Genomic DNA, 12660 nt, shown 5'->3' with positions numbered 1-12660 from the left:
AAACAACAACACAACAAATTCCTCAGTTATGTCTATAAAAAGAATTGCGCCTTCTATCCTAGCCGCAGATTTTGCCAATTTACAACGCGATATTGAAATGGTGAACCAAAGTGAAGCCGATTGGTTTCATATTGATATTATGGACGGCGTTTTTGTCCCGAATATTTCTTTTGGAATGCCCGTTTTGAAAGCCATTAGCAAACATGCAACTAAAACAATTGATGTTCATTTGATGATCGTTGATCCTGATCGGTATATTCAGACGTTTGCAGATTTGGGCGCGAATGTTTTAACGGTTCATTACGAAGCGTGTCCACATTTGCACAGAACTTTACAAGCTATTAAAGCCGCTGGAATGAAAGCTGGCGTTGCGTTGAATCCGCATACAAATGTAAATTTGTTAGAAGATGTTATTAAAGATATTGATTTGGTATGTATTATGAGTGTGAATCCTGGTTTTGGCGGACAATCGTTTATAGAAAACACATTTTCTAAAATTAAAAGATTGAAAGATTTAATAATTGAAAAAGGCGCAACAACAGAGATTGAAATTGATGGCGGCGTAAATGACAAGAATGCAAAAGATTTGATTGATGCTGGCGCAGATGTGTTAGTGGCAGGAAGTTTTGTGTTTAAGTCTGAAAACCCAACAGCAACTATTGCTAATTTGAAGAAGATTGTTTCTTGAGAAATTAATATTATCATAAAAAACAAAAGAGGCTGTCTGAAAAGCAATCATTGCGAATGAAATGAAGTAATCTGTCAAGTTTAAGTTACTGACAAACAGATTACTTCGAAATGAAAAATTTCTCGTAATGACGTTGTTTAAATCTTTTCAGATAGCTTTTTTTTGTGTTTTGATTTTTATCCTATTATTATTGCGGACACGTAATTTGTTTCCCGACTAATAATCCATTTTCTTTAGGTTGGTATCGATAACATTTTCCTTCGGGTGTTTTCATGATAATTCCTCTATTGAGATTACTGATAAATACATCGCCATCTTCTACATGAAATTTACTCAACGGGTTGTTTGTGCTTACGCCAACAAAACCTGTATTTGTTCCTGCTTGTGTTTGGCACGCATCGCCAATTCCGTCTCCATCACTGTCTAATTGATTGTTATTTGCCACAGTTCCGCAATTATCACAAGCGTCACCAATTCCGTCATTATCTGAATCTAGTTGATCTGGATTGCTGGTGTCTTGGCAGTTATCATTTGCAATGACGCCATCTTCGCCGCAACCGTCTAAAATGTCATCAATGGAATTACAGTTAGCATTGTTTGAATAAATAGCAATGCTTCCCACAACAGCTCCATTAGTGTAAAAACGCTGTAAAACACAACATTCATCCAGGGTTGGGTTTCCGCTAATATTCAAATCTTCAAATATTCGGATTACATCATCTAAATAAGATATATCTGTTAAGTTTTGATTTACTGAGATAATCAAATCTCCGAAAACTTCTAAGTTATTTCCAAAGTTATCCATAGAAGTTAATCCTGAATTATTATTTATGATGAATCTCCCTGATTTTCTCAAATTTTGAAAATCGTCCATATCAACAAGACTCGAATTATTCCTGATAGTGATACCGCTTCTATATTCAGTAACATTTGCGAAAAAGTTCAATGATGTTAGTGCCAAATTGTTTTGAATCAAAATACCTTCAAGAACATATCCTGTTGTATCGTTTGCTAATGTAAAACCACCTATTTCTGTTAAAGCAGGATTGTCTTTTATTATTATTTTTTTTATGGAAACCAAACCTCCTGAACCTAAAGAAATCGTTTGTAAAGCAGTACTAGTATTGATGATGAGTCTCTCGGAAACTGTCGCCAAACCTGGCATATTAATCGTTTGCAATTGCGCATTATCATAAATTGTTATAAAGTTTGATGTAGAAAGTGCGTTTAATGTTAAGGTGTTTAATGTTTGATTGTTTGTAACAGTAAATGTATCAGAAGAAGTTAAATTATCAAGTCCTGTTAGTGATTGTAAATTGGCGTTGCCTGTAATAGTTACTGTTCCTTCCAAGCTAGCCAAACCTTCTAAACCGAGTAAGTTAGGCAAACTCGCATTATTAGTTATAATTAAACTTTCTGTTAGTGAAGTTAAGCCGCTTAATGCTTGTAGAGATACTAAATTTGGATTATTATTGATCGTTAAGGAATATGACAAAGTAGGATTTCCAATAGCGGTAATATTTTGAAGTCCGTCCAACGTGGTCAAACCTGTATTTTCTATGACCAAACTTCTTCCAACTGAAGTAATAAAGGATAAACCCGAAATATCAACAACATCGCTTCCCGTAACGGTTAATGTAAATGATGAAGTTGTACATGTTCCTGCATTATTGATAATAAAACTATCTACTTCTGCTTGACTATTTAAAGTAATGTTTGTTGTAGAACATGGTTGTGCCTGTACAACAAACATTATAAAACTAAAGATAATTGTGATGTAATATTTTTTCATATTTTTTTTAATATTATTATTGTGGACACGCAACCTCTTTTCCAACCAATTTTCCTTGTTCATTAGGTTGAAAGCGAAAACACCTTCCTGAAGCTGTTTTCATAATAATCCCACGGTTGATATTACTTAAAAACACATCGCCATCTTCAATGTGAAGTTTACTCATTGGTGTATTGGTACTGATTCCAACAAAACCTGTATTTGCGCCAGCTTGTGTTTGGCAAACATCACCAATTCCGTCATTGTCAGAATCTAATTGATTGTTATTTGCAACTGAAGGACAGTTATCACACGCATCGCCAACGCCATCATTGTCTGTATCTGTTTGGTCTGGATTGCTCGTATCTTGGCAATTGTCATTTGTAATGACGCCATCTTCACCGCAATTATCTAAAACATCACGATTGCTATCACAATTTGTATTATTACCACTTATAATTATTGAACCATTAAGTGCTCCACCTGTGTAAAAACGAGAAAGCACACAACATTCATCTAAAATTACATTGTTAGTAATAGATAGATCTCCATATACTTTTATAAGATCTTCTAGATAATCGATATCTGTTAAATTTTGGTTTCCTGTAACTGTAAGATCTCCAAAAATTTCTATTCGTTGCCCTAAATTATTTAATGTCGTTATGCTTTGATTATTACTAATCGTTAAATTATTTGTTTTGATTAAGTTTTGCAAACCATCAATAGTTGCTAAGGAAGCATTATTATTTAGCGTAATATTATTTGATTCTTGTAAACCTTGCAGCGCATCAATATTTACTAATCCTGAATTACCATCTATACGTATATCGCCAGATTCTTGTAAGTTTTGAAGATCACCAAGATTTGCTAAACTTGAATTATTCTTGATTGTAATTCCTTTTTTATAGTTTGTTATATCTGTAAGAATATCTAAGGAAGTAAGTGTAAGATTGTTTTCAATTAAAACACCTTCTATATTTGTAGCTGTCACATGATTAGCTAGCATTCCGTTTATCTGAGTTAATGAAGGATTTGTAAAAACTCTAAGTTTATTAATTGAAGTTGCTGTTGTTGAGTTTAGTGAAATTGTTTGCAATGAACTATGTCCGTAAATAGATAGTTGATTACTTACATTCGTCAAATTAGGCATACTTAGGGTTTGCAACTGACCATTGTTATATATAGTAAAGTTAGTTACATCAGTAAGCCCTGTAAAATCCGCAGCAGTAATAGCTTGATTATTTGTTATCTGCACTTCATCTACTGTATTTAACCCTTCCAACCCTACTAATGACGCTAAATTTGGGTGATTTATGACGTAAATATCATTTCCTACGGATGTCAAATTACTTAGTGCAGAAATACTTGTTAGGTTTGAGTTTAAGTTTATTAGGAGATTAGTTCCAACAGAACTCAAGCTATTTAATCCGTCTAATGAGTTTAGGCTATTGTTCTCTTTGATTGTAAGTGTAGTAGACACTGTAGTCAAATTATTCAAACCATTCAATGTTACAAGTCCATTATTCTCTACAATAATTTCTCCAGCGGTCGTTATTGATTCTAAACCTGCAAGAGAACTTAAAGAAGCATTATTTTTTATAGAAATTAGATCGAAATTAGTTCCTGAAGCCATTGTCATTCCTGAAAAATCTCCAAGATTAGGATTATCAGTTGCTATAAAATATAATGAACTTTGACTAAGATTTAGCCCTGACAATGAAGCTACACCAGTGTTAACCAAGTTAAATGTAGTTTTTACCGAAAATAGTTCTAAACCATTCAAATTTTGTAATAATGGGTTGTCTCTAATAACAATAGTATTTAGCAGTCCTCCTGGACTGTTGGTTGCACCTTGTAGAGCACTAATAGATGTCAAATTTGGATTTCCAGTAATAATTATGCTATGGTTATAACTACCCAATGTGGTCAAATTTTGAAGTCCATCTAATGTTGTTAATTGTGTATTAGCAATAGTAAGTCCTCCTTGTAATATCTCTACAAGAAAAGATAAACCAGAAATATCTACAATATCGCTTGGACCAGAAGTACTTCCAATAGTTAAATTACTATTACCAATTGCATTACATGATCCATGGTTTGCAACGAAAGAATCAATCTGTGCTTGTGTGGTAAAACCTTGAGATCTAAATGAATTAGAAAATCCACAATAATTTTGTGAATTCATCATAATACATAAAAGCATCAATATAGTTGTTAAAAAATATTTTTTCATATTCATTTCAATGTTATATTTTTATTGTGGACAGGCAATTAGTTTTCCAACCAAAATACCATTTGTATCTGGTTGGTAACGGAAACATTTTCCGTCTGCTGTTTTCATGATAATTCCACGATTGATGTTACTTATAAATACGTCGCCATCTTCAACATGAAATTTACTCATTGGTGTATTGGTACTGATTCCAACAAAACCTGTATTTACGCCTGCTAGTGTTTGGCAAACATCACCAATTCCGTCATTATCTGAGTCTAATTGATTGTTGTTGGCTACAGAAGGACAATTATCACACACATCACCAACGCCATCATTGTCTGTATCTGTTTGGTCTGGGTTGCTTGTGTCTTGACAGTTATCATTTGCAATAACGCCATCTTCACCACAATTATCTAAAACATCGCGGTTACTATCACAATTTGTATTGTTTCCACTAATAACAAGTGATCCATTGATTGCTCCATCAGTATAAAAACGAGAAAGCACACAACATTCATCTAAATTTACATTGTTAGTAATAGATAGGTCTCCATAAATTTTTATAAGATCTTCCAGGTAATCGATATCAGTTAAATTTTGATTTCCTGTAACTGTAAGATCTCCAAAAATTTCTATTCGTTGCCCTAAATTATTTAATGTCGTTATACTTTGATTATTACTAATCGTCAAATTATCTGTTTTGATTAAGTTTTGAAAACCATCAATAGTTGCTAAGGAAGCATTATTATTTAGCGTTATACTACCTGATTGTTGTAAACCTTGCAGACCATCAATAGTTGTTAATGAAGCATTATTGTTTAGCGTTATATCATTTGCTAGTTGCAAGCTTTGCAAGCCATCAATATTTACCAATCCCGAATTACCATCTATACGTATTTCACCTGATTCTTGTAAGTTTTGAAGATTATCAAGATTTGCTAAACTTGAATTATTCTTGATCGTAATTACTTTTTTATAGTTTGTTAGAGCTGTAAAAATATCTATAGAAGTAAGTACAAGGTTATTTTCAATTAAAACTCCTCCAGAATTTGAAGCAGTAACATGATTAGCTAGCATTCCATTTATCTGAGTTAATGAAGGGTTTGTAAAGATTCTAAGCACACCAATTGAAGTTGCTGTTGTTGAATTTAATGAAATTGTTTGTAATGAACTATGTCCGTAAATAGATAGTTGATTACTGACTGTAGTCAAATTTGGAATACTTAGGTTTTGCAACTGACTATTATTATATATGATAAAGTCAGTCACACTAGTAAGTGCTGTAAAATCTGCAGTGGTAATAGCTTGATTATTTGTTATCAACACTTCATCTACTGTATTTACCCCTTCCAACCCTACTAATGACGCTAAATTTGGATGATTTATGACGTAAATATAATTTCCTACAGATGTCAAATTACTGAGTGCAGAAATACTAGTTAGGCTTGAATTTAAGTTAATTAGGAGATTAGTTCCAACAGAATTTAAGCTATTTAATCCATCTAATGAGTTTAGACTATTGTTTTCTTTGATTATCATCGAATATACTGTACCCAAATTATTCAAACCATTCAATGTTGTTAGTCCATTATTTTCTATAACAAAATTTCCAACGGATGTTATCGATTCCAAACCAGCAAGAGAATTTAAGGAAGCATTATTTTTTATAGTAATCGTAGCTCCTGATGCTGTAATATTTCCTCCAGATAAATCTACAATATTCGGATTATCTTCTAGTATTAATTCAAATCCATTAGGGATATTTACGCCTCCCAAACTTGTAAGTCCTGAGTTACGAATAATTAATCGTTGTCCTAATTCTAAGTTTCCCAAACCATCTAAGTTATCTAATACAGGATTATTAAGAATCGTTATCCAATTAATAGTACCACTAGAAGTACTTACGCCTTGTAATTCACTAATTGAAGTTAAATTTGGATTACTAGAAATTGTCAATACAACAGAACCAATGGAAGTTAAGTTTTGAAGTCCATTTAAATTAGTTAATGAAGTACCTGCAATTGTTAGCTTTTTATTTACTTGCGTAAGAAATGACAATCCAGAAATATCAACAGTAGTGCTTCCTGAAATGGTTAAATCATAAGGCATTGTGTTACAAGTGCCTGTATACGTAGCCACAAAATTATCAACTTCTGTCTGGCTCGATAAATCTACACTGTATTGTCCGCAATTTTGTGCTTGACTCACGTAACTTATTAATATGCAAATAATTAGAACATAATATTTTTTCATAGGGAAATGATATAAACGATTTATATTTTTAGTTGAATCGTAAAGCGAATTACTTTACTTGTATTTTTTTGACTTGGGAAGCGTTTCCGCTGTATACTTTTACCAAGTACAAACCCTTAGCTAAAGAAACTAAGTTTACTTTTTCTGTTTGATTGGTCAATAACACTTGTTTTCCTAGCAAATCATAGACTTCTACTTTATCTATTTTTTGCAAAGCTTTGATATAAATATAATCATTGGTAGGATTTGGAAATACACGCAAAGATTCTAAAATGAATTCTTCCCTACTTAATAGACTTTGATGCACCAAACGTATTTGTCCTAACATGGAATAATCGACAGCAAAATCAGTAAGGTTTGCGCCTAAATTTACCGTTGTAAAAGATCCTGATAAGTCTCCTGTATATGATATGATCGTAAATGAATCGTTTATTACTGGCATAAAACCATCAATCGCAGCAATATCAAGGATTCCGTTTATGACTAAATCGCCATCTACAAAAACATGATCGTTTCCGTTATCGACTCCGATTCCTGCAGTTCCTTGAATATCCATCATAAAACCTGCATCTGAAGTATTTGTTAAAGAAGAACTAAAACTTAAATCGCCAATGACAACTCCCGGATTAATAACTGCTAAATTCATTGCAGAAGCAAAATCCATGGTTCCATCGCCTTTAATTTGTCCGCCGTTTCTATTAGTAAAACTCTCAGTACTATAAACAATTGCACCTTCTTGAAGCATGATTGTAGCTCCATCATTTATTAGACTTTGACCATACGATTGCACTACAAAAAATAGTAGCAATCCAACGTGTATTTTTCTTATCATAAAAAATCTTTATTTCAATAGCTTAAAACTACAATTTTTCATCTACATAAAAAAACAAAAAATGTTAAGAATTTTAAGGAGAAAACTCCTTATTTATCTCAAAAAAGTGATCCGGAAATTGTAATTAAAAGCTTAAATCCTTTAAAATACTTAGTCAAACGAATATATAATTTACTGCTGTTTTTTCAAAAGAATCTGTCTTCAACGTCATTTATTACGCTTTTTACTACCTTTTTACTACCTTTTTCAGCAAAAATTATAGTGTAAATTCATGAATTTCAAGTACGAATTCATGAATTTACACTACAAGTTTAGCTACTTTTTAGTTTTTTCATAAAAATCACAAAAATGACATTAAATCGTTAAAAAACAACCACTTACACTCAAAACTATATTTCTACTTTCCGTGAATGTAGAATACCAATTCACGGAAAACGCACTACAACTGTTTGATTATCTTCTGTAACGATGTTACATTTACCTATACCAATTTGTGGTCGTCCCTAATAATCCGCACAACAAATTATAAACTAAAAAATGTATTGCACATGTCATCAAATGAATTATCGTTAAGATATGATCTTTTAAATTCTCAAATGAATCCGCATTTTATAAATAATGCGATTCAAAGTATTTGTAACTCTATTACCAAGGGAAATGTGAATCAGTCTATAAACTGGCTCAATAGACTTTCACGTTTGTACGGATTAGTTCAAAAATCTACCAAATGTAAAATGATTGATTTGCTAGATGAAATTGAAATTTCACGATTATATATCGAATTGCAAAAAGACCTTTTTGATAAAGGTTTCAAATATACTATCAAGATTGATGAAGCACTAAAAGACGATTTGCAGTACACGAAAGTGCCTCCATTAATTTTTCAACCATTAATTGAAAATGCAATTTTACATGGTTTGAAAGGTAAAAAACGAACAGGAAAAGGCGAATTAACGATTTCAATTACGTTAGAAAAGGAGATGCTTTATGTTTGTATAACTGACAATGGCGACGGAATTACAAAAACAAAAAGTGAATTGAATGAATCTTCTGGAATCTCACTAGAAAATATAAATGAACGCTTAAAAATTATCAATGGCAATCAATGCGAAAAGAAGCTTCTGCACGTGCGAACGCTACGAAATGACACAGGAATGGCTTTAGGTACACGAAGTTGTCTTAGAGTTCCGCTTATTCAAATTTAAAAACCTTCAACCTTCATGTTTAGCATGAGTTTCACACGATTATAAATGTTAGGTAATTTTGATCTGAATTCATCTGGTGTTTCAAAGAAATGTTCAATCAAAACTGATAAAAACTCGTACTGATTTTCAAACGCATACTCACGCAAATATTTCATTTCAATCAAACGTTTTTGCGCCTCTTTTTTTCGCAATGAAAGTAATAGTAGTTTATAATGTTTTAAAAAATGTGATGCATGATAACTATCTTCTGTCAAAAAACTAAAGTGCAATGCATGTGTAAGTTCATGAATTCCTAAATTTAGATTATCATCTTCAATTTTAATTCCTTCTTCAAAATCTTCCCAAGAAAATACAATAGTTTTATAGGTTGGATTTGCTTCTCCTTTATGAAATTGCTTTGTAACATTAGAAAAATAATGCTCCGGATATACCAAAATCGTTTCAAACTTCGACAATAAATACCTGCTAAAACCAAACGTAAGCATAATTGCTGTTGCAGAAATCAACAATTGCATTCGTTCTGTAACAAACAAATTTTCACGCCCAACAAATGTATGATAGCGAATAAATCGTAAAACTCTATGTTCAAAAACACGTTGCTCTTTTGGCGTCAATTTACTATAAAATGATATTTCTTTTACAATAATAGCGCGCTGCTTTTCAGTAAACGCATCCGCAAACAACACAAAACGATGCATATTTGTTGATCTATAAAAAAATCCTTTAATAAGGTGTAGAAGCAATAGTGAAAATTTAAAAAATACACGCAGTAACAGTACTCGGTATTGGTTAATACTAAAATTAGATAGCTAAAATAATTATTCTACGTTATAAAATGTACAATAGTTATGAAAATTAATCAGAGTTCTATATAAAGTATTCGCAAGCCACTTTGGACAATAAAAAATAGTAATCAATTGAAAAATAGGCGTATTTAAAAAGTAATACCAAATGGATTTTAAAATGATTGATAAAAAATTGAATTATAGTTGCTTTATGTGATATAGAAAGCATAGCCATAGCTACGGTTCTGTTTTATGTTGAAACATAAAGGAAATAGAAACGATTTTAAACTGTCATTTTAAAGTTTACTTGGTATAAATTAGTTAAAAAATAAAAACCACATTAGTTTACTATGTAATTTATTGTATAATTCCATACTTTTATAAAATCTAATTAAGACTGATAATGAAAATTACACCAACCATAAAATATATTGCATTCGCACTTCTGTTTGCATTTGTTAGCTGTTCTGACGATGACAATACGATAACGCCAGTTGCTTCCGATCCAAATCCAACTCCTGATCCTAATCCAGTTTCACTGACTAATGAAGTAGAAATATACGTAGCGGACAAAATTCATAACAATCTCACACTTGCTGTTGTAAACGGTTCTGATTCGGCTTTTTTACTTGACAAAACTGGTCAGAAAGTACATGAATTTACATTTGATGATCGTTTAGGGAATGACTTAGAGATTTTGCCCAACGGAAAAATGCTAGGAATTTTTAAAGATCCTGCTGCTACAATTATATTTGGTGGTCATGGCGGAAAAGTGAAAATCTTAAACTCAGATGGTTCGGTAGATTGGGAGTATTTTTTAAGTTCTGATGATTTTGTTTTGCATCATGATGTAGAAATGTTGCCAAATGGAAATGTATTATTATTAGTTTGGGAACGTATTAGCGAAACCATCCAAGAACCACATGGTTCTATAAATAGTGGCAATATTTATACAGAAAAAATCATGGAAATCAATCCTACCACAAACTCAATTGTTTGGGAATGGAGAAGTTGGGAACACATCGTTCAAGATGAAGATCCAGCACTTTTAAATTATGGTGTTGTAAGTCAAAATCCACACAAAATACACATCAATTACAATCCAGCAAGTAACGGCGATATCATGCACGCAAATGGTTTTGATTATGATGAAACCAAAGATGTCATTTATTTAAGTGTCAACTTTTTTAGTGAAGTTTGGGTTATAGATCACAGCACAACTACCGCAGAAGCTACCACAAGTACTGGCGGAAATTACGGAAAAGGTGGCGATTTATTATACCGATTTGGAAATCCATTAGCATATGACAATACCGTTGGAGAAGTGCGAAGTGATCGCAATCACTATCCAAATTTATTAGAAAATGGCGTTCCAGGAGAAGGAAACATTCTATTGTACGTAAACGGATTAAGCGCAGGTTTTTCCAAAGTATTAGAACTTGAAATGCCCGCAACTTTTACGCTTACGCCAGATGTTGACAATGAACCAAATTTAGTTTGGTCGTATGAAAACACAGATATATTCTCTAATAAAATATCTGGTGCTGAACGTTTATCCAATGGAAACACATTAATCTGTGAAGGTGATTTTGGTTTTTGGGAAATCACTCCTGAAAAAGAAATTGTTTGGAAATACAATGGCGGCGATGGCGCAGGTTTTTGGAGAGCGTACGATTTTGAAGTAGACGATCCTAGATTGGCAAATTTTGGATTTTAATACATAAAATTTCGCTCAGACGAGTTAATTGCAAATATGAGTATCACATAAAAATAATACTAGCTTTTTTTTGTAACGTATGCATAATTTTATGCACTAACTTTTAGTACCAAAGCAAAAAAGAAACGTATGAACATTACACAGCTATTCAACCGAAACTTCGTACGATTTGGAATTCCTGCCTTATTATTTTCCATTCTTATTATTTATGTAAAATCACCGTACTTTCAAGCAAATACCGATATTTTAACTTTAGGGATTTCGCTCGATTTATTAGTCACAATTCCGATTATTTACTTCTTATTAATTCGAAAAACTACCATTCCCAAAACAACAATTGTCCCAATGATGATTGTTGGTTTGCTCATTGGAATCTTTGTATTGCCAGAAACAAATCATCAATACCTCAACTTTTTTAAAACGTGGTTTCTTCCAATCATAGAAATTAGTGTTGTCACTTTTGTCATTGTAAAAATGCGAAAAGCAATCCTTTTTCATAAATCACAAGAAAACAGTACGCTGGATTTTTTCACTACCTTAAAAAAAACATGTGCAGAAATACTTCCGAAACCAATTGTAATTCCTTTTGCTACTGAAATTGCGGTTTTTTACTATGGATTTTTCAATTGGAAACGTAGAAAATTAGCCGAAAACGAATTTAGCTATCACAAAGAAAGTGGCTCAATCACATTGTTTTATATGTTCATTATGCTTATCGCGATTGAAACTGTACCAATTCACTTTTTGCTGGCAATGTGGAATCCTATCGTTGCGTGGATTTTGACAATTTTAAGTATCTATTCAGGTTTTCAAATATTTGGATTTGTAAGATCGATGACAAAACGACCAATTGAAGTTACAAAAGACACCTTGCTTTTACGTTACGGAATTATGCATGAAGCCGAAATTCCGCTAAGTGAAATCAAAGAAATAAAACTTTATAAAAAATCATTCACAGAAGAAGATAATAGTATGCGGTTTTCCTTATTGGGCGAAATGGAAAGTCACAATATTCTAATAGAAATTCACAACGAACAAACACTTCACGGACTATTCGGTATTAAAAAACAGTTCACAAAATTGGCACTTCATGTTGACAAAGATGTAGCTTTTAAAACGTATGTTGATACCGCTTTGAATCTTCAAAAAGAAACAAAAGCCAATCTTTCAATACTTTAATTTTTAAATCATTTA

The 12660-nt window shown here is 32.2% G+C and carries 9 protein-coding genes; 4 read left to right on the top strand and 5 right to left on the bottom strand.

Annotation, left to right across the window (positions count from 1 at the left end; translation table 11 throughout):
• Window positions 1-28: 28 nt before the first annotated feature.
• On the top strand, window positions 29-688 hold the full coding sequence (gene rpe, locus IMCC3317_RS18845; protein ID WP_160131033.1) for a ribulose-phosphate 3-epimerase: 660 nt from the start codon (window positions 29-31) through the stop codon (window positions 686-688).
• Between the two features lie 187 nt (window positions 689-875).
• On the opposite strand, the gene IMCC3317_RS23850 is transcribed toward rpe, so the two are convergent.
• Genes IMCC3317_RS23850 through IMCC3317_RS18825 form a run of 4 tightly spaced genes read right to left on the bottom strand, consistent with a single transcriptional unit; the run spans window position 876 to window position 7759 of the window.
• Window positions 876-2480, bottom strand: coding sequence for a thrombospondin type 3 repeat-containing protein (locus IMCC3317_RS23850; RefSeq protein ID WP_160131032.1), 1605 nt, complete (start codon window positions 2478-2480; stop codon window positions 876-878).
• 16 nt (window positions 2481-2496) lie between these two features.
• Window positions 2497-4692, bottom strand: coding sequence for a thrombospondin type 3 repeat-containing protein (locus tag IMCC3317_RS18835; RefSeq protein WP_228054850.1), 2196 nt, complete (start codon window positions 4690-4692; stop codon window positions 2497-2499).
• Window positions 4693-4713: 21 nt separating this feature from the next.
• Window positions 4714-6927: a thrombospondin type 3 repeat-containing protein gene (locus IMCC3317_RS23845; protein ID WP_160131030.1), complete on the bottom strand. Its 2214-nt coding sequence runs from the start codon at window positions 6925-6927 to the stop codon at window positions 4714-4716.
• Between the two features lie 49 nt (window positions 6928-6976).
• Entirely contained in the window at window positions 6977-7759 is a 783-nt protein-coding gene (locus IMCC3317_RS18825; RefSeq protein ID WP_160131029.1) for a T9SS type A sorting domain-containing protein, read from the bottom strand.
• Window positions 7760-8307: 548 nt separating this feature from the next.
• Between IMCC3317_RS18825 and IMCC3317_RS18820 the strand changes: the two genes are divergently transcribed.
• Window positions 8308-8964, top strand: a complete 657-nt coding sequence (locus tag IMCC3317_RS18820) for a sensor histidine kinase (RefSeq protein ID WP_160131028.1) — start codon at window positions 8308-8310, stop codon at window positions 8962-8964.
• On the opposite strand, the gene IMCC3317_RS18815 is transcribed toward IMCC3317_RS18820, so the two are convergent.
• Window positions 8961-9662: a zinc-dependent peptidase gene (locus IMCC3317_RS18815; RefSeq protein WP_160131027.1), complete on the bottom strand. Its 702-nt coding sequence runs from the start codon at window positions 9660-9662 to the stop codon at window positions 8961-8963. The two genes, IMCC3317_RS18820 and IMCC3317_RS18815, sit on opposite strands and share 4 nt — an antisense overlap.
• Window positions 9663-10152: 490 nt before the next feature.
• Here IMCC3317_RS18815 and IMCC3317_RS18810 point away from each other — a divergent pair, with 490 nt between their 5' ends.
• Window positions 10153-11466, top strand: a complete 1314-nt coding sequence (locus IMCC3317_RS18810) for an aryl-sulfate sulfotransferase (RefSeq protein WP_160131026.1) — start codon at window positions 10153-10155, stop codon at window positions 11464-11466.
• A gap of 129 nt (window positions 11467-11595) precedes the next feature.
• Window positions 11596-12645 carry a hypothetical protein gene (locus IMCC3317_RS18805; protein ID WP_160131025.1) on the top strand — a complete coding sequence of 350 codons (1050 nt, stop codon included), beginning with the start codon at window positions 11596-11598 and terminating at the stop codon, window positions 12643-12645.
• Window positions 12646-12660 lie beyond the last annotated feature (15 nt).

Source organism: Kordia antarctica (assembly GCF_009901525.1).
Taxonomy (GTDB): Bacteria; Bacteroidota; Bacteroidia; order Flavobacteriales; family Flavobacteriaceae; genus Kordia; species Kordia antarctica.
Note: the sequence above shows the minus strand (reverse complement) of the source record. Positions and strands in the feature narration are given on the sequence as shown.

Excerpts from the sequence above, each read along its gene's own strand:
- rpe (WP_160131033.1), top strand. The coding sequence starts at position 29 with ATGTCTATAAAAAGAATTGCGCCTTCTATCCTAGCCGCAGATTTTGCC.
- IMCC3317_RS23850 (WP_160131032.1), bottom strand. The coding sequence starts at position 2,480 with ATGAAAAAATATTACATCACAATTATCTTTAGTTTTATAATGTTTGTT.
- IMCC3317_RS18805 (WP_160131025.1), top strand. The coding sequence starts at position 11,596 with ATGAACATTACACAGCTATTCAACCGAAACTTCGTACGATTTGGAATT.
- IMCC3317_RS18820 (WP_160131028.1), top strand. The coding sequence starts at position 8,308 with ATGTCATCAAATGAATTATCGTTAAGATATGATCTTTTAAATTCTCAA.
- IMCC3317_RS18825 (WP_160131029.1), bottom strand. The coding sequence starts at position 7,759 with ATGATAAGAAAAATACACGTTGGATTGCTACTATTTTTTGTAGTGCAA.
- IMCC3317_RS18810 (WP_160131026.1), top strand. The coding sequence starts at position 10,153 with ATGAAAATTACACCAACCATAAAATATATTGCATTCGCACTTCTGTTT.
- IMCC3317_RS23845 (WP_160131030.1), bottom strand. The coding sequence starts at position 6,927 with ATGAAAAAATATTATGTTCTAATTATTTGCATATTAATAAGTTACGTG.
- IMCC3317_RS18835 (WP_228054850.1), bottom strand. The coding sequence starts at position 4,692 with ATGAAAAAATATTTTTTAACAACTATATTGATGCTTTTATGTATTATG.
- IMCC3317_RS18815 (WP_160131027.1), bottom strand. The coding sequence starts at position 9,662 with ATGCATCGTTTTGTGTTGTTTGCGGATGCGTTTACTGAAAAGCAGCGC.